Origin of the sequence: Burkholderia sp. AU27893, assembly GCF_002223205.1 — a bacterium.
Taxonomy (GTDB): Bacteria; Pseudomonadota; Gammaproteobacteria; order Burkholderiales; family Burkholderiaceae; genus Burkholderia.
In genome coordinates this window covers 19,210-38,783 of record NZ_NKFD01000002.1, presented here as the reverse complement: position 1 = coordinate 38,783, position 19,574 = coordinate 19,210, and the positions used below count along the sequence as shown (strand labels likewise).

19 protein-coding genes and 1 tRNA gene are annotated in these 19,574 nt (G+C 64.3%); 19 read left to right on the top strand and 1 reads right to left on the bottom strand.

Annotated features, from left to right (window positions below):
* Positions 1–50: 50 nt before the first annotated feature.
* Positions 51–563, bottom strand: coding sequence for a hypothetical protein (locus CFB47_RS13235; protein WP_089456642.1), 513 nt, complete (start codon positions 561–563; stop codon positions 51–53).
* A 169-nt stretch (positions 564–732) separates the two neighbouring features.
* On the opposite strand from CFB47_RS13235, the gene CFB47_RS13230 reads away from it, so the two are divergent.
* The 19 genes from CFB47_RS13230 to nuoL all read left to right on the top strand — a co-directional run bounded on the left by CFB47_RS13230 (position 733) and on the right by nuoL (position 19,567).
* Entirely contained in the window at positions 733–1,992 is a 1,260-nt protein-coding gene (locus CFB47_RS13230) for a branched-chain amino acid ABC transporter substrate-binding protein (RefSeq protein WP_089461435.1), read from the top strand.
* Positions 1,993–2,099: 107 nt separating this feature from the next.
* Entirely contained in the window at positions 2,100–2,369 is a 270-nt protein-coding gene (gene rpsO, locus CFB47_RS13225) for a 30S ribosomal protein S15 (RefSeq protein WP_006398792.1), read from the top strand.
* A 290-nt stretch (positions 2,370–2,659) separates the two neighbouring features.
* The gene (gene pnp / locus CFB47_RS13215; protein WP_089440667.1) at positions 2,660–4,807 is read left to right on the top strand and encodes a polyribonucleotide nucleotidyltransferase; all 2,148 of its coding nucleotides are present in this window, start codon (positions 2,660–2,662) and stop codon (positions 4,805–4,807) included.
* A gap of 150 nt (positions 4,808–4,957) precedes the next feature.
* Positions 4,958–5,977 (top strand): NAD(P)H-quinone oxidoreductase, encoded by a 1,020-nt coding sequence (locus CFB47_RS13210; protein ID WP_089456640.1) that lies wholly within the window; start codon positions 4,958–4,960, stop codon positions 5,975–5,977.
* A gap of 141 nt (positions 5,978–6,118) precedes the next feature.
* On the top strand, positions 6,119–6,874 hold the full coding sequence (gene tpiA / locus CFB47_RS13205) for a triose-phosphate isomerase (protein WP_089461434.1): 756 nt from the start codon (positions 6,119–6,121) through the stop codon (positions 6,872–6,874).
* Between the two features lie 72 nt (positions 6,875–6,946).
* On the top strand, positions 6,947–7,324 hold the full coding sequence (gene secG / locus CFB47_RS13200; RefSeq protein ID WP_011352700.1) for a preprotein translocase subunit SecG: 378 nt from the start codon (positions 6,947–6,949) through the stop codon (positions 7,322–7,324).
* Between the two features lie 112 nt (positions 7,325–7,436).
* Positions 7,437–7,521 (top strand) — tRNA-Leu (locus CFB47_RS13195).
* A gap of 153 nt (positions 7,522–7,674) precedes the next feature.
* Positions 7,675–8,034, top strand: a complete 360-nt coding sequence (locus CFB47_RS13190) for an NADH-quinone oxidoreductase subunit A (protein WP_006398798.1) — start codon at positions 7,675–7,677, stop codon at positions 8,032–8,034.
* A gap of 62 nt (positions 8,035–8,096) precedes the next feature.
* Positions 8,097–8,576 carry an NADH-quinone oxidoreductase subunit B family protein gene (locus CFB47_RS13185; protein WP_006398799.1) on the top strand — a complete coding sequence of 160 codons (480 nt, stop codon included), beginning with the start codon at positions 8,097–8,099 and terminating at the stop codon, positions 8,574–8,576.
* Positions 8,577–8,597: 21 nt separating this feature from the next.
* On the top strand, positions 8,598–9,200 hold the full coding sequence (locus CFB47_RS13180; RefSeq protein ID WP_006478264.1) for an NADH-quinone oxidoreductase subunit C: 603 nt from the start codon (positions 8,598–8,600) through the stop codon (positions 9,198–9,200).
* A gap of 9 nt (positions 9,201–9,209) precedes the next feature.
* Positions 9,210–10,463: an NADH-quinone oxidoreductase subunit D gene (locus CFB47_RS13175; protein ID WP_009694120.1), complete on the top strand. Its 1,254-nt coding sequence runs from the start codon at positions 9,210–9,212 to the stop codon at positions 10,461–10,463.
* A 171-nt stretch (positions 10,464–10,634) separates the two neighbouring features.
* A complete protein-coding gene (nuoE, locus tag CFB47_RS13170; protein ID WP_039370599.1) occupies positions 10,635–11,120 on the top strand; it encodes an NADH-quinone oxidoreductase subunit NuoE in 486 nt (161 codons plus the stop codon).
* Complete coding sequence (gene nuoF / locus CFB47_RS13165; protein ID WP_006478267.1) at positions 11,117–12,427, top strand: NADH-quinone oxidoreductase subunit NuoF; 1,311 nt, start codon at positions 11,117–11,119, stop codon at positions 12,425–12,427. Before nuoE ends, nuoF begins: the two co-directional genes overlap by 4 nt.
* An 82-nt stretch (positions 12,428–12,509) precedes the next feature.
* Positions 12,510–14,840 carry an NADH-quinone oxidoreductase subunit NuoG gene (gene nuoG, locus CFB47_RS13160; protein ID WP_089440664.1) on the top strand — a complete coding sequence of 777 codons (2,331 nt, stop codon included), beginning with the start codon at positions 12,510–12,512 and terminating at the stop codon, positions 14,838–14,840.
* Positions 14,841–15,908, top strand: a complete 1,068-nt coding sequence (nuoH, locus tag CFB47_RS13155; protein ID WP_011352696.1) for an NADH-quinone oxidoreductase subunit NuoH — start codon at positions 14,841–14,843, stop codon at positions 15,906–15,908. It abuts the gene before it with no gap.
* Positions 15,909–15,920: 12 nt separating this feature from the next.
* On the top strand, positions 15,921–16,409 hold the full coding sequence (gene nuoI, locus CFB47_RS13150) for an NADH-quinone oxidoreductase subunit NuoI (RefSeq protein WP_011352695.1): 489 nt from the start codon (positions 15,921–15,923) through the stop codon (positions 16,407–16,409).
* A 112-nt stretch (positions 16,410–16,521) separates the two neighbouring features.
* Positions 16,522–17,172: an NADH-quinone oxidoreductase subunit J gene (locus tag CFB47_RS13145; RefSeq protein WP_089425978.1), complete on the top strand. Its 651-nt coding sequence runs from the start codon at positions 16,522–16,524 to the stop codon at positions 17,170–17,172.
* Between the two features lie 17 nt (positions 17,173–17,189).
* Entirely contained in the window at positions 17,190–17,495 is a 306-nt protein-coding gene (gene nuoK, locus CFB47_RS13140; RefSeq protein WP_006478272.1) for an NADH-quinone oxidoreductase subunit NuoK, read from the top strand.
* A gap of 17 nt (positions 17,496–17,512) precedes the next feature.
* On the top strand, positions 17,513–19,567 hold the full coding sequence (nuoL, locus tag CFB47_RS13135) for an NADH-quinone oxidoreductase subunit L (protein WP_039370608.1): 2,055 nt from the start codon (positions 17,513–17,515) through the stop codon (positions 19,565–19,567).
* The last annotated feature ends 7 nt before the right edge of the window (positions 19,568–19,574 follow it).

The following is a 19,574-nucleotide window of genomic DNA, read 5'->3' as shown; positions in this document are numbered from 1 at the left end:
AATGATTCGTGAATGGCCACGCTGAAAATTGCGCGTAAATGCGTAATCGGTCAGAACAGGTTGCGGCGGTCGGGGTCGTGCAGCGGGTCGGGCGTTTTCTGCGTGATGCGCAGGATGCCCTGAGGATCGAAGTAGAAGCTGTACATCATGTACCAGACGTTGTCCTCGAGATACCGGTAAGTCCACACCTCGCGCTTCATCAGCGGGAAGTAGGACGTCTCGACGGGGCGTCCGAAGTTCACGAGGACGTCGGTCTTCGTCCACTTGCCGATCTCTGCGCGATAGAACTCGTTCGGCTGCAGGACCTGGCGCACGTTGACGATCTTGTGGGCCGCGTCGACGTCGGCCGCGATGGTGATTTCGCCCATCGGCTGGGTCGGCCACATCAGGCGCTTGCCGCCGTCGGGCAGGTCGTAGATCTCGCGCGGCGGGCCCATGCGCGCGACGATCGCCGACTCGTCCTGGCCGGCCTGGTATTGCTGCCACGGTTGCGCGCAACCGGCCAGCAGCGCGGCGGCACCGGCGACGAGCACCGGCAGGCGCGCGGAAATGCGAATGCGCATGGGGATTCTCCAGAACACGGAAACAAGTCCCGTTTTATCACGGACGGCGCGCGACCGCGCATCGTGCGGAAAAAATCGGTACGGATCGCCGCCGCGGTCACGCTTGCGGGCGGCGGGGGCGCCGGCCTATGATCCGCGCTTCTCGGGCAGATTGAAGGGCAGGTGGCCGATGCAGGGGTGGAAGCGGTGCGCGCTCGCGTTGAGCGCGGGGTGGATGCTGGTGTCGTCGGCGTTTGCCGGCGGCGAGCCGGTGCGGATCGCGCTGATCGAGGGGATGTCGGGCCCGTTCGCGAATGCGGGCGCGGCGGTCGAGCGCAACCTGCGCTTCGGCGTCGAGCAGGTCAACGCGGCGGGCGGCGTGAAGCTGCGCGACGGCGCGCATCCGCTCGAACTCGTCGTGCTCGACAGCAAGGGCAGCCCCGAGGAGGCGCTCGTGCAGTTGCGCGCGGCCGCGGAACGCCATATCGGGTTCGTCGCGCAGGGCAACAGTTCGGCCGTCGCCGCCGCGCTCGTCGCGGCGCTCGACAAGCTGAACGCGCGCGATCCGGACAGCCGGATGCTGTTCCTCAACTATTCGGCCGACGATCCGGCGCTGACCGGCGCGCGCTGCAGCTTCTGGCATTTCCGTTTCGATGCGCACGCGGGCATGCGGATGGCTGCGCTCGCGGACGTGATGGCGCGCGACCGCGCGCTCCACAAGGTCTACCTGCTCAACCAGGACTACAGCTTCGGCCGCGACGTCAGCACGCTCGCCCGGCAGGCGCTGGCCGCGCGGCGCCCGGACGTGACGATCGCCGGCGACGAATTCCACCCGATCGGCCGGATCAAGGATTTCTCGCCGTACATCGCGAAGATCCGTGCGAGCGGCGCCGACGCCGTCGTGACCGGCAACTGGGGCAACGACCTCACGCTGCTCGTGAAGGCGGCGCGCGAGCAGGGGCTGAATGCGAAGTTCTATACCTTCTACGGCAACAGCCTCGGCGCGCCGGCGGCGCTTGGCGATGCCGGTGTCGGGCGGGTCGTGGCCGTGGCGGACTGGCACCCGAACGCGGGCGGCGCGAAATCGGATGCGTTCTACCGCGCGTTCCGGAGCCGTTTTCCGGCCGCCCAGGACGACTATCCGGTGCGACGGATGAGCCTGATGATCGAGATGCTGGCCGCCGCGATGAACCGCGCGGGTTCCGCCGACCCCGTCGCGGTTGCGCGGGCGCTCGAGGGCCTGTCGTTCGACGACGGCTTCCACGCGTCGCGGATGCGCGCGCAGGATCACCAGCTGATCCAGCCCCTTTACGTGATGGAGATGGACAAGGTCGGCACGCCGGGCGTGCGCTTCGACAACGAGGGCTCGGGCTACGGTTTCCGGACGGTGCTCGCGGTGGCGGCGCCGCGCACGGAGATGCCGTCCGCCTGCTCGATGACGCGCCCGTGACAGGAGTCGGTAAGAACGGCGCGGAGTTGTGCTACAATGCGCGCCGGTTGTAAGTCACGGCACGGCCATTCTTCCGTGTCCGCCTGTTCAGTTAGAAAGGAAATCACATGTCTGTTGCAGATATCAAGAAGTCGGAAGTTGTTGCTCAGTTCGCCCGCGGTACCAACGACACGGGGAGCCCCGAAGTCCAGGTCGCACTGCTGACCGCACGTATCGTCGAACTGACGGGTCACTTCAAGACCCACGCGAAGGATCACCACAGCCGCCGCGGCCTGCTGCGCATGGTGAGCCGCCGCCGCAAGCTGCTCGACTACCTCAAGGGCAAGGATGCCGACCGTTACCGCGCACTGATCGAGAAGCTGGGTCTGCGTAAGTAATCGAGGCGATTGCCGCCAGCAAGATGCCTGTGTCAGTCCGCTGATACAGGCATTTTGTTTTTGCGCGGTGCGTAGCGTCACACGCACCGCAGGTCGTCCGGCACGGTTGTGCCGGGCTGCCGCAACGACTGATACCGGGGCAGGATTTGTGTCATTCCAGCGCGTCGCTGCATGAGCGCCGCGCTGGAATGGCATAAAAAACACACCTTGCTCCGGGTGATTCGGTCGGGACGCCGCCGCGCGGGATGGCCGGCGCGGCGAATGAAATGCATGAATTCAAAGGAGCAACCATGTCCATGTTCAACAAGGTCGTGAAGGAATTCCAGTGGGGCCAGCACAAGGTGCGCCTCGAAACCGGTGAAGTCGCTCGCCAGGCAAGCGGCGCCGTGATCGTCGACGTCGAAGACACCGTCGTGCTGGCAACCGTCGTCGGCGCGAAGTCGGCGAAGCCGGGTCAGGATTTCTTCCCGCTGACCGTCGACTACCTCGAAAAGACCTACTCGGCCGGCAAGATCCCGGGCGGCTTCTTCCGTCGCGAAGGCCGTCCGTCGGAGCACGAGACGCTGACGTCGCGCCTGATCGACCGTCCGCTGCGCCCGCTGTTCCCGGAAGGCTTCTACAACGAAGTCCAGGTCGTGATCCACGTGCTGTCCGTGAACCCGGAAATCCCGGCGGACATCCCCGCGCTGATCGGCGCATCGGCTGCGCTCGCCGTGTCGGGCCTGCCGTTCAACGGCCCGGTCGGTGCCGCACGCGTGGCCTACATCGACAACGCGTACGTGCTGAACCCGACGCGTGACCAGATCAAGGCGTCGAGCCTCGACCTCGTCGTCGCAGGTACGGAACGTGCCGTGCTGATGGTCGAATCGGAAGCCGACCAGCTGTCGGAAGAAGTGATGCTGGGCGCCGTGGTGTTCGGCCACGAGCAAATGCAGGTCGCGATCGACGCGATCCACGAACTGGTCCGCGAAGGCGGCAAGCCCGAGTGGGACTGGCAGCCGGCGCCGAAGAACGAAGCGCTGATCGCGCGCGTGACCGAGCTGGCACAGAACGACCTGCTCGCTGCTTACCAGCTCCGCGACAAGCAGGCGCGCTCGACCAAGCTGAAGGAAGTCTACGCGGCAACCTCGGCGAAGCTCGAGGAAGATGCGCAGGCAGCCGGTACGGTCGCAGCCGACAAGGCAACGGTCGGCAACGTGCTGTTCGACATCGAAGCGAAGATCGTCCGTTCGCAGATCCTGAACGGCGAGCCGCGCATCGACGGCCGCGACACGCGCACCGTGCGCCCGATCGAAATCCGCACCGGCGTGCTGCCGCGTACCCACGGCTCGGCGCTGTTCACGCGCGGCGAGACGCAGGCGCTGGTCGTCGCGACGCTCGGCACGAAGGGTGACGAGCAGATCATCGACGCGCTCGAAGGCGAGTACCGCGAGCGCTTCATGCTCCACTACAACATGCCCCCGTTCGCGACCGGCGAAACGGGCCGCGTCGGCTCGCCGAAGCGCCGCGAAATCGGCCACGGCCGCCTCGCGAAGCGTGCACTGGTCAAGTGCCTGCCGAGCGCCGACGAATTCGGCTACTCGATCCGCGTCGTGTCGGAAATCACCGAATCGAACGGTTCGTCGTCGATGGCATCGGTGTGCGGCGGCTGCCTCGCGCTGATGGACGCCGGCGTGCCGATGAAGGCGCACGTCGCGGGTATCGCGATGGGCCTGATCCTCGAAGGCAACAAGTTCGCGGTGCTGACCGACATCCTCGGCGACGAAGATCACCTCGGCGACATGGACTTCAAGGTGGCCGGCACGGAGCAAGGCGTGACGGCACTGCAGATGGACATCAAGATCCAGGGCATCACGAAGGAAATCATGCAGGTCGCGCTCGCGCAGGCGAAGGAAGGCCGCATGCACATCCTCGGCAAGATGACGTCGGCGGTTTCGGGTGCGAACACGCAACTGTCGGAATTCGCGCCGCGCATGATCACGATCAAGATCAACCCGGAAAAGATCCGCGACGTGATCGGCAAGGGCGGTTCGGTGATCCGCGCGCTGACGGAAGAAACCGGCACGACCATCGACATCTCCGACGACGGCGTGGTGACGATCGCGAGCACGAACAGCGACGGCATGGCCGAAGCGAAGAAGCGTATCGAGCAAATCACGGCCGAGATCGAAGTGGGCCAGGTGTACGAAGGCACGGTTCTGAAGCTGCTCGATTTCGGCGCGATCGTGAACCTGCTGCCGGGCAAGGATGGCCTGCTGCACATCTCGGAAATCGTCAACGAGCGTGTGAAGGACATCAACGACTACCTGAAGGAAGGCCAGCAAGTGAAGGTCAAGGTCATCCAGACGGACGAAAAGGGTCGTGTGCGTCTGTCGGCAAAGGCGCTGCTGAACGAAGCAGCGGCGGCGTCGCAATCGGACACGCCGCCGCAGCAGTAAGCGGATAGGCGGACCAACGGCCGGCAGTGCGAAAGCGTGCCGGCCGTTTTTTCTGTAGCATCGTTGTGCGGCGCAGCAGCGCCGGCAAGGCGCCCGCCGCGTGCGGGCGCACCATCCGATTCCGATCCTGATCCTGGAGCGACCCTCACCATGAAAGCCATCGAAATCACCGAGTTCGGCGCCCCCGACGTGCTGAAGCTTGCGGAGCGTCCGCGCCCCGAACCGAAGCGCGGCGAAGTGCTGATCAAGGTGGCGGCTTCCGGCGTGAACCGGCCCGACGTGTTCCAGCGCAAGGGCGCCTATGCGCCGCCGCCGGGTGCGTCGGATCTGCCGGGCCTCGAGGTCGCGGGCGAGATCGTCGGCGGCGACCTGTCCGACGCTGCTCAGAACCCGTTCGGCCTGAAGCTCGGCGATCGCGTGTGCGCGCTGCTCGCGGGTGGCGGCTATGCGGAATATGCGGTCGCGCCGCTGCCGCAATGCCTGCCGGTGCCCGGCGGGCTGACCGATATCGAGGCCGCGTCGCTGCCCGAGACGTTTTTCACGGTGTGGAGCAACGTGTTCGACCGTGCGCAGCTCGGCGCGGGCGAGGGCGGCGAGCACGAAACGCTGCTCGTGCAGGGCGGCTCGAGCGGCATCGGCGTGACGGCGATCCAGATCGCGCATGCGCTCGGCTTTCGCGTGTTCGCGACGGCCGGCACCGCCGACAAGTGCCGCGCGTGCGAGGCGCTCGGCGCGGAGCGTGCGATCAACTACAAGACGGAAGACTTCGTCGAGGTCGTGAAGTCGCTGACGCACGATCGCGGCGTCGACGTGATCCTCGACATGGTGGCGGGCTCGTACGTGCCGCGCGAACTGTCCGCGCTCGCGGATGGCGGCCGTCTGGTGCTGATCGCGCTGCTCGGCGGCGCGAAGGCCGACGTCAACCTGAGCGAGATCCTGCGTCGCCGGCTGACCATCACGGGTTCGACGCTGCGCCCGCGTCCGGTCGAATTCAAGGCGCAGATCGCCGCGCAGTTGAAGGCGCGCGTGTGGCCGCTGCTTGCCGACGGCCGCATCAAGCCGGTGATCTATCGCGTATTGCCGGCGGCGGACGCCGCGCAGGCGCATGCGCTGATGGAAAGCAGCGAGCACACCGGCAAGATCGTGCTCGATTGGGGTACGAACGCCTGACGGCCCACGTGGCCGGGCTTGACATGCGCGGTTTGACCGGTTCAAGGCGCGCGCAGTAAAATCGCCGGTTTGCTTCGCCAGATCAAACCTGACGGCCGGTTTCCGGCGCGTTAATGACCAAGCGGTGACGAGACAGACACGATGTCGAAACAAAGAACTAAGCGTGTGATCGGCAACTGGAAGATGCACGGCCGGCTGGCCGGCAACCAGGCGTTGCTGAACGAAGTGGTGCAGGGCGCGGGCGCGGTGGCGGTCGAAACGTCGGTCGGCGTGTGCGTGCCGTTCCCGTATCTCGCGCAGGTTCAGGCGCAGCTCGACGGCGGCCGTGTCGCCTGGGGTGCGCAGGACGTGTCGGCGCACGAGCAGGGCGCGTTCACCGGTGAAGTGGCGGCTGCGATGGTCGCGGAGTTCGGCGCACGCTATGCGATCGTCGGTCACTCGGAGCGCCGCGCGTATCACGGCGAACGCAACGAGACGGTCGCGGCGAAGACGCAGCGCGCGCTCGCGGCGGGGCTCACGCCTGTCGTGTGCGTCGGCGAGACGCTCGACGAGCGTGAGTCGGGTGCGACCGAGCAGGTGGTCGGTGCGCAGCTCGACGCAGTGCTGGCCGTGCTGACGGCCGACGAGGCCGCGCGCATCGTCGTCGCGTACGAGCCGGTCTGGGCGATCGGCACGGGCAAGAGCGCGACGTCGGCGCAGGCACAGGACGTGCACGCGTTCCTGCGTGCGCGTCTCGCGGCAAAGGGTGCGGCGGACGTGTCCGTGCTGTACGGCGGCAGCGTGAAGCCGGACAACGCGGAAGAGCTGTTTGCGCAGCCGGACATCGACGGTGGCCTGATCGGCGGCGCGTCGCTGAAGGCGGAAGATTTCCTGGCGATCTGCCGGGCCGCGCGCTGAGCGGTCCGAGATCGAATTGAACCATGACGGCGGCCGGTTGGTCCGGTCGCCCGATCCATTCGGGTGGGTGTGATGCTGTTATTCAAGACGCTGATTATTGTGGTGCAGGTGCTGTCTGCACTGGGTGTGATTGGTCTCGTGCTGTTGCAGCACGGCAAGGGTGCCGACATGGGCGCTGCGTTCGGCAGCGGCGCGTCGGGCAGCCTGTTTGGCGCAACGGGCTCGGCGAACTTCCTGTCGCGTACGACGGGCATTCTCGCGACGATCTTCTTCGTCGCGACGCTCGCGCTGACGTACCTCGGTTCGTACAAGTCGACGCCGTCGGCGGGCGTGCTGGGTGGGGTCGCGACCGCACCGGCCTCGGCGCCTGCAGCATCGGCGCCGGCCGTCGCGGCATCCGCTGCCGCAGGCTCGGCTGCAAGCGCGCCGGGCCAGGACGTCCCGAAATAAAAAGTTAAATTTTTTGCGGTTGTGCGTTGAACAAATCTCGAAGTCGGGTTAGAATTTAATTCTTGAAGCGATTCGCGGGAAACAAGTAGTTACAACCCCGGTTGCATGCAGTGCCGACGTGGTGAAATTGGTAGACACGCTATCTTGAGGGGGTAGTGGCGAAAGCTGTGCGAGTTCGAGTCTCGCCGTCGGCACCAAAGTTACTCAATGCCAGCCGCTTCTAGTGGCTGGCATTTTTCATTTCTGGGGTGTGCTTGCGGTTGTCTTGCGATCGCCTGCACTCCGAAATGATTCCTTCCGCCGGAAGTGGTATTCTCCGGACGCTCAGAACCAACCGATAGAGGATTGCCTTGAACCTCGCAGCCTATTACCCCGTCTTGTTGTTCCTCCTCGTGGGCACTGGTTTAGGTATAGCGCTGGTCAGCATCGGCAAGCTCCTTGGTCCCAACAAGCCGGACGTCGAGAAGAACGCACCGTACGAGTGCGGCTTCGAAGCCTTTGAAGACGCCCGGATGAAATTCGACGTCCGGTACTACCTCGTCGCCATCCTGTTCATCATCTTCGATCTCGAAACCGCATTCCTGTTTCCGTGGGGCGTCGCGCTCCGGGATATCGGCTGGCCGGGTTTCATCGCAATGATGATTTTTCTGCTCGAATTCCTGCTGGGCTTTGCCTATATCTGGAAGAAAGGCGGCCTCGACTGGGAGTGATGGGTTAATCGCCGGTTTGCATGGGCGGCCACGCTCGGTCGCTCGTCTGGAGTGGAAAGCAAATGAGTATCGAAGGGGTCTTGAAGGAAGGGTTTGTCACCACGACGGCTGACAAGCTGATCAACTGGACGCGTACCGGCTCGCTGTGGCCGATGACGTTCGGGCTCGCGTGTTGCGCCGTCGAAATGATGCATGCGGGCGCGGCCCGTTACGATCTGGACCGGTTCGGCGTCGTGTTTCGCCCGAGCCCGCGCCAGTCGGACGTGATGATCGTCGCCGGCACGCTCTGCAACAAGATGGCGCCCGCGCTGCGCCGCGTGTACGACCAGATGGCCGAGCCGCGCTGGGTGATCTCGATGGGATCGTGCGCGAACGGCGGTGGTTACTACCACTACTCGTACTCGGTGGTTCGCGGCTGCGACCGGATCGTGCCGGTCGACGTCTACGTGCCGGGCTGTCCGCCCACGGCCGAGGCGCTGGTCTACGGCGTGATCCAGTTGCAGGCGAAGATCCGCCGCACCAATACCATCGCCCGTCAATAAAGCCCCGAGCGTCCCCTCAATATGGCAAGCAAAATCGAGACCCTCAAGGCAAACCTCGAAGCCGCGCTCGGCGCGCGCGTGGTGAGCCTCACCGAAGCGATCGGTGAACTGACGCTCGTCGTGAAGGCGAGCGATTACCTCGAAGTCGCAAAGACGCTGCGCGACGATCCGAAGCTCCGTTTCGAGCAACTGATCGACCTGTGCGGCGTCGACTACCAGACCTTCGGCGACGGCGCCTACGACGGCCCGCGTTTCGCGGCCGTGTCGCACCTGCTGTCGGTCACGAACAACTGGCGCCTGCGCCTGCGTGCATTCGCACCGGACGACGACCTGCCGATCGTGGCATCGCTGGTCGACATCTGGACCTCCGCGAACTGGTACGAGCGCGAAGCGTTCGACCTGTACGGCATCGTGTTCGAAGGCCACCCCGACCTGCGCCGCATCCTCACCGACTACGGCTTCATCGGCCACCCGTTCCGCAAGGACTTCCCGGTGTCGGGCTATGTCGAAATGCGTTACGACCCGGAAGAGAAGCGGGTCGTGTACCAGCCGGTGACGATCGAGCCGCGCGAAATCACGCCGCGCGTGATCCGCGAGGATCGCTATGGCGGTCTGAAACATTAAGGGGGCGTCATGGCAGAAATCAAGAACTACACGCTCAACTTCGGCCCGCAGCACCCGGCAGCGCACGGCGTGCTGCGCCTCGTGCTCGAGCTCGACGGCGAAGTCATCCAGCGTGCCGATCCGCACATCGGCCTGCTGCACCGCGCGACGGAAAAGCTCGCGGAATCCAAAACGTTCATCCAGTCCGTGCCGTACATGGACCGTCTCGACTATGTGTCGATGATGGTCAACGAGCACGGCTACGTGCTCGCGATCGAAAAGCTGCTCGGCATCGACGTGCCGGAGCGCGCGCAGTACATCCGCGTGCTGTTCGACGAAATCACGCGCGTGCTCAACCACCTGATGTGGATCGGCGCGCACGCGCTCGACGTCGGCGCGATGGCCGTGTTCCTGTACGCGTTCCGCGAGCGTGAAGACCTGATGGACGTGTACGAAGCGGTGTCCGGTGCCCGGATGCACGCGGCGTACTACCGTCCGGGCGGCGTCTATCGCGATCTGCCTGACGCAATGCCGCAATACAAGGCGTCGAAGATTCGCAACGAGAAGGCGCTCGCGAAGATGAACGAAGCGCGCAGCGGCTCGGTGCTCGACTTCATCGACGACTTCTTCACGCGCTTCCCGAAGTGCGTCGACGAATACGAAACGCTGCTCACCGACAACCGGATCTGGAAACAGCGTCTGGTCGGGATCGGCGTGGTCAGCCCGGAACGTGCGCTGCAGATGGGCCTGACGGGCCCGATGCTGCGCGGCTCGGGCATCGCCTGGGATCTGCGCAAGAAGCAGCCGTACGAAGTGTACGATCGCCTCGATTTCGACGTGCCGGTCGGCGTGAACGGCGATTGCTACGACCGCTATCTGGTGCGTGTCGAGGAAATGCGCCAGTCGATCCGCATCGCGAAACAGTGTATTGAGTGGCTCCGCAAGAATCCGGGCCCGGTGATGACGGACAATCACAAGGTTGCACCGCCGTCGCGCGTCGGCATGAAGACCAACATGGAAGACTTGATTCACCACTTCAAGCTCTTCACCGAAGGTTTCCATGTTCCGGAAGGCGAAGCGTACGCGGCGGTCGAGCATCCGAAGGGTGAGTTCGGCATCTACCTCGTGTCGGATGGTGCGAACAAGCCGTATCGCCTCAAGATTCGCGCACCGGGTTTCGCGCACCTGGCGTCGCTCGACGAAATGGCGCGCGGTCACATGATCGCCGACGCCGTCACGATCATCGGTACGCAGGACATCGTGTTCGGCGAAATCGATCGCTAATGGTTAGCGCCGCCCGCGCGAGCGGGCGGCGAGCAGCAAGTCACACGCGATGCGCGCTGAACCGGCGCGGCTTCGCAAGCTGTCAACAGTGAGCGCCAGGTCTGCCGTCCATGCACCCCAGTGTGCGGCAGGTTGTTCGTTCGGTAGGAATTGAAAGAGTCGTGTCTGAAAATGATCTCAGCTGAAGGCCTGAAGGAAATCGATCGAGCGTTGACGAAGTATCCCGCCGATCAGAAACAGTCCGCCGTGATGTCGGCGTTGGCCGTTGCTCAGGAAGAGCACGGCTGGCTGTCGCCCGAACTGATGCAGTTCGTCGCGGACTATCTCGGCATGCCGGCCGTTGCCGTGCAGGAAGTCGCGACGTTCTACACGATGTACGAGCTCAAACCGGTCGGCAAGCACAAGATCACGCTCTGCACGAACCTGCCGTGCCAGCTCGGCCCGGACGGTGGCGCGGAAGCGACCGCCGACTACCTGAAACAGAAGCTCGGCATCGGCTTCGGCGAGACCACGCCCGACGGCAAGTTCACGCTGAAGGAAGGCGAATGCATGGGCTCGTGCGGCGATGCGCCGGTGCTGCTGGTGAACAATCACAGAATGTGCAGCTTCATGAGCCGCGAGAAGATCGACCAGCTGCTTGAGGAGCTCTCGAAATGACGTCCCTCCACGACCGTCACATCAAACCGCTGATCCTCGCTGGTCTGAACGGCGAGAACTGGCATCTCGAAGATTACGTTGCGCGCGGCGGCTACAAGCAGTTGCGCCGCATTCTCGAAGAAAAGATTCCGCCCGAGCAGGTGATCGCCGACGTCAAGGCGTCGGGCCTGCGCGGCCGTGGCGGTGCGGGCTTCCCGACCGGCCTGAAGTGGAGCTTCATGCCGCGCCAGTTCCCGGGGCAGAAGTACCTCGTCTGCAACTCGGACGAAGGCGAGCCGGGCACGTTCAAGGATCGCGACATCCTGCGCTGGAACCCGCACGCGCTGATCGAAGGCATGGCCATCGGCGCGTACGCGATGGGCATCACCGTCGGCTACAACTACATCCACGGCGAAATCTTCGAAGTGTATCGACGCTTCGAAGCCGCGCTCGATGAAGCGCGCGCCGCGGGGTTCCTCGGCGACAACATCATGGGCTCGGAATTCTCGTTCCAGCTGCACGCGCACCACGGTTACGGCGCGTACATCTGCGGCGAGGAAACGGCACTGCTCGAGTCGCTCGAAGGCAAGAAGGGCCAGCCGCGCTTCAAGCCGCCGTTCCCGGCGAGCTTCGGCGTGTACGGCAAGCCCACCACGATCAACAACACCGAGACGTTCGCCGCGGTGCCGTTCCTGCTGTCCATCGGGCCGCAGAATTACCTCGAGATCGGCAAGCCGAACAACGGCGGCACGAAGATTTTCTCGGTGTCGGGCGACGTCGAGCGTCCGGGCAACTACGAAGTGCCGCTCGGCACGCCGTTCGCGACGCTGATGGAGCTCGCCGGCGGGATGCGCGGCGGCAAGAAGATCAAGGCCGTGATTCCGGGCGGTTCGTCGGCGCCGGTGATCCCGGGCGACATCATGATGCAGACGGATCTCGACTACGATTCGATCGCGAAGGCGGGCTCGATGCTCGGTTCCGGCGCGGTGATCGTGATGGACGAGACGCGCTGCATGGTGCGTTCGCTGCTGCGCTTGTCGTACTTCTACTACGAGGAATCGTGCGGCCAGTGCACGCCGTGCCGTGAAGGCACCGGCTGGCTGTATCGCGTCGTGAACCGTATCGAGCACGGCGAAGGCCGCCAGGAAGATCTGGACCTGCTGAACTCGGTTGCCGAGAACATCATGGGCCGCACGATCTGTGCACTCGGCGATGCGGCGGCGATGCCGGTACGCGGGATGCTCAAGCACTACTGGGACGAATTCGCGTACCACGTCGAGCACAAGCACTGCATGGTCGGCGGCCACGCGCACGCGGCGGCGGCCTGAAGCGAACCCGGTTGCGGAATTTGAGCGCACGGTCGGGCGAAGGCGCGAACGGGCGGAAATAGGTTAAGGACCATTCACCATCATGGTTGAACTTGAAATAGACGGCAAGAAGGTCGAGGTGCCCGAAGGCAGCATGGTGATCCAGGCTGCGCACAAGGCGGATACGTACATTCCTCACTTCTGCTATCACAAGAAACTGTCGGTTGCGGCCAACTGCCGGATGTGTCTCGTCGAAGTCGAGAAGATGCCGAAGGCCGTGCCTGCCTGCGCGACCCCCGTGTCGGCCGGCATGATCGTCCATACGCAATCCGACAAGGCCGTGAAGGCGCAGCAGTCGGTGATGGAATTCCTCCTCATCAACCACCCGCTCGACTGCCCGATCTGCGATCAGGGCGGCGAATGCCAGCTGCAGGATCTGGCGGTCGGTTACGGCAAGTCGTCGTCGCGTTACGCGGAAGAGAAGCGCGTGGTGTTCCACAAGAACGTGGGCCCGCTGATCTCGATGGAAGAGATGTCGCGCTGTATCCACTGCACGCGCTGCGTCCGCTTCGGCCAGGAAATCGCCGGCGTGATGGAGTTCGGCATGCTGGGCCGCGGCGAGCACTCGGAAATCACGACGTTCGTCGGCAAGACGGTCGATTCCGAAATGTCGGGCAACATGATCGACCTGTGCCCGGTCGGCGCGCTGACCAGCAAGCCGTTCCGCTACAGCGCCCGTACGTGGGAGCTGTCGCGCCGCAAGTCGGTGAGCCCGCACGATTCCGTCGGTGCGAACCTCGTCGTGCAGGTGAAGAACAACCGCGTGATGCGCGTGCTGCCGTTCGAGAACGAAGCCATCAACGAATGCTGGATCTCGGACAAGGATCGCTTCTCGTATGAAGGCCTCAACAGCGAAGAGCGCCTGACGAAGCCGATGCTGAAGCAGGGCGGCCAGTGGATCGAGACCGACTGGCAGACCGCGCTCGAATACGTCGCGAAGGGCCTGAAGGGCATCGCCGCGGATCACGGCGCGAACGCGCTGGCGATGCTCGCGAGCGCGCACAGCACGGCCGAAGAGCTGTTCCTCGTGAAGCAGCTCGCCAACGAACTGAAGACGCCGAACGTCGACTTCCGTCTGCGTCAGCAGGATTTCTCAGCGCCGGTCCAGGGCGCACCGTGGCTCGGCATGCCGATCGCCGACCTGTCGAACGTGGACGCCGCGTTCGTCGTCGGTTCGTTCCTGCGCCGCGACCACCCGCTGTTCGCCGCCCGCCTGCGTCAGGCCGCGAAGAACGGCGCGAAGCTGCACTTCCTGCACGCGACCGGTGACGACGCACTGATCCCGACCGCGCAACGCATCGTTGCCGCACCATCGGCATGGCTCGACCAGCTGGCCGGCATCGCCGCGGCCGTCGCGCAACTGCGCGGCGTCGCACTGCCCGACACGCTCGCGGGCGTCACGGCATCGCCGGCCGCGCAGGCTGTTGCCCAGTCGCTCGCGAATGGCGAACGCCGCGCGGTGCTGCTCGGCAACGTCGCGGTCCGCCATCCGGAATTCGCGAAGTTGCACGCCGTTGCCAAGTGGATCGCCGACAACACCGGCGCCACGTTCGGCTTCCTGACGGAAGCGGCGAACACGGTCGGCGCGCACGTCGTCGGCGCACTGCCGGGCGAAGGCGGCCTGAACGCACGCGAAGCGTTCGCGCAGCCGCGCAAGGGCTACGTGCTGCTGAACGTCGAACCGGAATTCGACACCGCGGATCCGGCGCAGGCGCTGGCCGCACTGAATCAGGCGGAAATGGTCGTCGTGATGTCGCCCTTCAAGCATGGCCTCGACTACGCCGATGTGCTGCTGCCGGTTGCGCCGTTCACGGAAACGGCCGGTACGTACGTGAATGCCGAAGGCACCGTGCAGAGCTTCAACGGCGTCGTGCGCCCGCTCGGCGACACGCGCCCGGGCTGGAAGGTGCTGCGCGTGCTCGGCAGCCTGCTCGGCCTGCCGAACTTCGAATACGAGACCGCGGAAGAAGTGCGTCTCGCCGCGCTCGGCGACGCCGGCGTCGCGAGCCGCCTGTCGAACCAGACGTCGGTCGCGCCGGTGCGCGGCGCGGCGAATGCCGCGAACGGCGGTTTCGAGCGCCTGGCCGATGTGCCGATCTATCACGCCGACGCACTCGTGCGCCGCGCAGGTGCGCTGCACCTGACGGCCGCCGCGAAGGCGGCGAATGCCGCGGCGCTGCCGGCTGCGCTGTTCGACAAGCTGGGCTTGAAGGAAGGCGACGCGGTGCGCGTGCGCCAGGGCGAGCGTGCGGTGCAGTTGCCGGCCGTGCGCGACGCGAATCTTGCGGAGACCGTCGTTCGCGTGTCGGCGGCGACGCCTGCCGGCGCAGCGCTCGGCAGCCTGTCCGGTGAACTGGTGGTGGAGAAGGCGTAAATGAGCTTGTTCGATACGATCAACGCGGGCGGGTCCCAGCTTCTCGGCTTCGCATGGCCGACGGTGTGGGCAATCGTTCGCATCCTCGTCGTCTCCGTCGTCATCCTGCTGTGCGTCGCGTACCTGATTCTGTGGGAACGCAAGCTGATCGGCTGGATGCACGTGCGTCTCGGCCCGAACCGTGTCGGCCCCGGCGGCTTGCTGCAGCCGATCGCCGACGTGCTGAAGCTGCTGCTGAAGGAAGTCATTCAGCCGAGCGCCGCCAGCCGCTGGCTGTACCTGATCGCACCGGTGATGACCGTCGTGCCGGCGTTCGCCGTGTGGGCCGTGATCCCGTTCCAGGCCGAAGCGGTCCTCGCGAACGTGAACGCGGGCCTGCTGTACGCGATGGCGATCTCGTCGATCGGCGTGTACGCGGTGATCCTCGCCGGCTGGGCATCGAACTCGAAGTACGCGTTCCTCGGCGCGATGCGCGCCGCGGCACAGATGGTGTCGTACGAAATCTCGATGGGCTTCGCGCTGGTGCTGGTGCTGATGACGGCCGGCAGCCTGAACCTGTCGGAAATCGTCGGTTCGCAGCAGCACGGCTTCTTCGCGGGCCACGGCGTGAACTTCCTGTCGTGGAACTGGCTGCCGCTGCTGCCGGCGTTCGTCGTGTACTTCATCTCGGGCATCGCCGAAACGAACCGCCACCCGTTCGACGTGGTGGAAGGGGAGTCGGAAATCGTTGCCGGTCACATGATCGATTACTCGGGCATGGCGTTCGCGCTGTTCTTCCTCGCCGAGTACATCAACATGATCGTGATCTCGGCGCTGACCGCGACGCTGTTCCTCGGCGGCTGGGATGCACCGTTCGAATTCCTGTCGTTCATTCCGGGCATCTTCTGGCTTGTGCTGAAGATATTCGCGCTGCTGTCGGTGTTCATCTGGGTTCGCGCGACGTTCCCGCGTTTCCGTTACGACCAGATCATGCGCTTGGGCTGGAAGGTGTTCCTGCCCGTCACGGTGGTCTGGGTGGTCGTGGTCGGCTTCTGGATGATGTCGCCGCTCAACATCTGGGTGAAGTAAACGGACGAAATCATGAGCGCAATCCAACACTTCTTTAAGACCTTCTTCCTGACCGAGCTGCTGCAAGGGCTCGCGCTGACCGGCCGTTACACGTTCAAGCGCAAGGTCACCGTGCAGTTCCCGGAAGAAAAGACGCCGATTTCGCCGCGTTTCCGCGGGCTGCATGCGCTGCGCCGCTACGAAAACGGCGAAGAGCGCTGCATCGCGTGCAAGCTGTGCGAGGCCGTGTGCCCCGCGATGGCGATCACGATCGAATCGGAAACGCGCGCGGACAACACGCGCCGCACGACGCGCTACGACATCGACCTGACGAAGTGCATCTTCTGCGGTTTCTGCGAAGAGAGCTGCCCGGTCGATTCGATCGTCGAGACGCAGATTCTCGAGTACCACGGCGAAAAGCGCGGCGACCTGTATTTCACGAAGGAAATGCTGCTCGCGGTGGGCGATCGCTACGAGAAGGACATCGCCGCGGCGAAGGCTGCCGACGCGCCGTATCGTTGATTGTGTTTGCAGTGCCGGCCCGAAGCCAGGGCCGAGCCGCCGCGACGGGTGCGGCACGCGAGAGCGTCCCGCAAGCCGCGCCTGACTATGGCCTAACGATGAACCGGTAATCATGGAATTCACGACCGTACTGTTCTACATCTTCGCGCTGCTCCTGGTGGTATCAGGGCTGAAGGTGATCACTTCGCGCAACCCGGTGGCGTCTGCGCTTTTCCTTGTGCTGGCGTTCTTCAACGCCGCCGCGATCTGGATGCTGCTGGAAGCGGAGTTCCTCGCGATCCTGCTGGTGCTGGTCTACGTGGGCGCGGTGATGGTGCTGTTCCTGTTCGTCGTGATGATGCTGGACATCAACATCGACTACCTGCGCCGCGACTTCAAGCGCTTCGTCCCGATGGCGACCGTGGTCGGCGCGATCATCGTGATCGAAACCGCGCTGATCCTGTGGCGCGGCTACGGCGACACGCAGACGGTGCACGCGATGGCGACGGGCGAGATGGCGAACTGGTCGAACACGCGCCTGATCGGCAAGGTGATCTACACCGACTACATCTTCGCGTTTGAAATCGCCGGCCTCGTGCTGCTGGTCGCGATCATTGCCGCGATCGGGCTGACCGAGCGCAAGGGCAAGGACAGCAAGCGCCAGCGCGTGTCGGATCAGGTCAAGGTGCGCCGCAACGATCGCGTGCGCCTCGTGAAGATGGACGCGGAAAAGCCGCAGCCGGAAACGGCGCAGAGCGAAGCCGGTTCGGGCACCAACGGCTAAGCGGAGGAAAAGAAAACATGCTGACTCTTGCTCATTACCTCGTGCTCGGCGCGATCCTCTTTGCGATCGCGATCGTCGGGATCTTCCTGAACCGCCGCAACGTCATCATCATCCTGATGTCGATCGAACTGATGCTGCTGGCGGTGAACACCAACTTCGTCGCGTTTTCGCATTACCTCGGCGACGTGCACGGCCAGATCTTCGTGTTCTTCGTGCTGACCGTCGCCGCAGCGGAAGCCGCGATCGGTCTTGCGATTCTGGTGACCCTGTTCCGTAAGCTCGACACGATCAATGTCGAGGATCTCGATCAGCTCAAAGGTTAATTTCAGGCAACGCTGTTATGTCAACGACACTCAATGAAAACCTGCTGCTGGCGATTCCGCTCGCTCCGCTGGCTGGCTCGCTGATTGCGGGGCTGTTCGGGAACGCAGTCGGGCGCAAGGGCGCACACCGGATCACGATCCTCGGCGTAATGATCGCGTTCCTCCTGTCGGCGAAAGTCTTCTTCGACGTGATGGGCGGCGCAAGCTTCAACGCGACCGTCTACGAATGGATGAACGTCGGCTCGCTGAAGCTCGAAGTCGGCTTCCTCGTCGATTCGCTGACCGCGATGATGATGGTCGTCGTGACCTTCGTCTCGCTGATGGTGCACGTGTACACGATCGGCTACATGGCGGAAGAAGACGGCTACCAGCGCTTCTTCTCGTACATCTCGCTGTTCACGTTCTCGATGCTGATGCTCGTGATGAGCAACAACTTCCTGCAGCTGTTCTTCGGCTGGGAAGCGGTGGGTCTGGTGTCGTACCTGCTGATCGGCTTCTACTTCACGCGTGAGAGCGCGATCTACGCGAACATGAAGGCGTTCCTCGTGAACCGCGTGGGCGACTTCGGCTTCCTGCTCGGCATCGGCCTGCTGCTCGCATTCGCCGGCTCGATGAACTACGGCGAAGTGTTCGCGAAGCGCGCGGAACTCGCGAGCCTGCACTTCCCGGGCACCGACTGGGGCCTGCTGACCGTCGCCTGTATCTGCCTGTTCATCGGCGCGATGGGCAAGTCGGCACAGTTCCCGCTGCACGTGTGGCTGCCGGACTCGATGGAAGGCCCGACCCCGATCTCCGCGCTGATTCACGCGGCGACGATGGTGACCGCCGGCATCTTCATGGTGTCGCGCATGTCGCCGCTGTTCGAGCTGTCGGATACCGCGCTGTCGTTCATCACGGTGATCGGCGCGATCACGGCGCTCTTCATGGGCTTCCTCGGCATCGTCCAGAACGACATCAAGCGCGTGGTCGCGTACTCGACGCTGTCGCAGCTCGGCTACATGACCGTCGCGCTCGGCGTGTCCGCTTACCCGGTCGCCGTGTTCCACCTGATGACGCACGCGTTCTTCAAGGCGCTGCTGTTCCTCGGCGCAGGCTCGGTCATCATGGGCATGCACCACGACCAGGACATGCGCAACATGGGTGGCCTGCGCAAGTACATGCCGATCACATGGATTACGTCGCTCGTCGGTTCGCTCGCGCTGATCGGCACGCCGTTCTTCTCGGGCTTCTACTCGAAGGACTCGATCATCGACGCGGTGAAGCTGTCGCACCTGCCGGGTTCGGGCTTCGCGTACTTCGCGGTTGTCGCGAGCGTGTTCGTCACGGCGCTGTACTCGTTCCGCATGTACTTCCTGGTGTTCCACGGCGAAGAGCGCTTCCGCAAGCCGAAGCATCCGGAATCGCCGATGGGCATGGCGGCTGCGCACGGCCACGACGACCACGGCCATGGCCACGGTCATGACGACCACGCGCACGAACCGCACGAGACCCCGTGGGTCGTGTGGGTGCCGCTGGTGCTGCTGGCGATCCCGTCGGTCATCATCGGTGCGATCGCGATCAGCCCGATGCTGTTCGGCGACTTCTTCCAGCACGGCGTTGCATTCGACAAGGTGATCTTCATCGGCGAAAACCATCCGGCCCTGGCCGAGATGGCCGAGGAGTTCCACGGCTGGGTGGGCATGGGCCTGCACTCGGTGTCGGGCCTGCCGGTCTGGCTCGCGCTCGCCGGTGTCGTTGTCGCGTGGTTCCTGTACCTGAAGCGTCCGGAACTGCCGGCGTCGATCCGCCGCGCGTTCGGCCCGATCTACACGCTGCTGGACAACAAGTACTACATGGACAAGATCAACGAAGTGGTGTTCGCCCGTGGTTCGGTGGCGATCGGCCGCGGCCTGTGGAAGGAGGGTGACGTCGTGGTGATCGACGGCCTCGTCAACGGCAGCGCCCGGTTCATCGGCTGGTTCGCCGGCGTGATCCGCTTCCTCCAATCCGGTTACATCTATCACTACGCGTTCGCCATGATCATCGGCATGCTGGGGCTCCTGACCCTGTTTGTAACGCTCGGCGGCAAATAAGGCGGGG

Bases quoted from the DNA above. Each gene is read 5' to 3' on its own strand.
- nuoF (WP_006478267.1), top strand. From the start codon at position 11,117: ATGACGTCCCTCCACGACCGTCACATCAAACCGCTGATCCTCGCTGGT.
- tpiA (WP_089461434.1), top strand. From the start codon at position 6,119: ATGTCGAAACAAAGAACTAAGCGTGTGATCGGCAACTGGAAGATGCAC.
- secG (WP_011352700.1), top strand. From the start codon at position 6,947: ATGCTGTTATTCAAGACGCTGATTATTGTGGTGCAGGTGCTGTCTGCA.
- CFB47_RS13210 (WP_089456640.1), top strand. From the start codon at position 4,958: ATGAAAGCCATCGAAATCACCGAGTTCGGCGCCCCCGACGTGCTGAAG.
- nuoH (WP_011352696.1), top strand. From the start codon at position 14,841: ATGAGCTTGTTCGATACGATCAACGCGGGCGGGTCCCAGCTTCTCGGC.
- CFB47_RS13180 (WP_006478264.1), top strand. From the start codon at position 8,598: ATGGCAAGCAAAATCGAGACCCTCAAGGCAAACCTCGAAGCCGCGCTC.
- CFB47_RS13235 (WP_089456642.1), bottom strand. From the start codon at position 563: ATGCGCATTCGCATTTCCGCGCGCCTGCCGGTGCTCGTCGCCGGTGCC.
- nuoK (WP_006478272.1), top strand. From the start codon at position 17,190: ATGCTGACTCTTGCTCATTACCTCGTGCTCGGCGCGATCCTCTTTGCG.
- CFB47_RS13145 (WP_089425978.1), top strand. From the start codon at position 16,522: ATGGAATTCACGACCGTACTGTTCTACATCTTCGCGCTGCTCCTGGTG.
- pnp (WP_089440667.1), top strand. From the start codon at position 2,660: ATGTCCATGTTCAACAAGGTCGTGAAGGAATTCCAGTGGGGCCAGCAC.
- CFB47_RS13185 (WP_006398799.1), top strand. From the start codon at position 8,097: ATGAGTATCGAAGGGGTCTTGAAGGAAGGGTTTGTCACCACGACGGCT.
- nuoI (WP_011352695.1), top strand. From the start codon at position 15,921: ATGAGCGCAATCCAACACTTCTTTAAGACCTTCTTCCTGACCGAGCTG.
- nuoL (WP_039370608.1), top strand. From the start codon at position 17,513: ATGTCAACGACACTCAATGAAAACCTGCTGCTGGCGATTCCGCTCGCT.
- CFB47_RS13230 (WP_089461435.1), top strand. From the start codon at position 733: ATGCAGGGGTGGAAGCGGTGCGCGCTCGCGTTGAGCGCGGGGTGGATG.
- CFB47_RS13175 (WP_009694120.1), top strand. From the start codon at position 9,210: ATGGCAGAAATCAAGAACTACACGCTCAACTTCGGCCCGCAGCACCCG.
- nuoE (WP_039370599.1), top strand. From the start codon at position 10,635: ATGATCTCAGCTGAAGGCCTGAAGGAAATCGATCGAGCGTTGACGAAG.
- nuoG (WP_089440664.1), top strand. From the start codon at position 12,510: ATGGTTGAACTTGAAATAGACGGCAAGAAGGTCGAGGTGCCCGAAGGC.
- rpsO (WP_006398792.1), top strand. From the start codon at position 2,100: ATGTCTGTTGCAGATATCAAGAAGTCGGAAGTTGTTGCTCAGTTCGCC.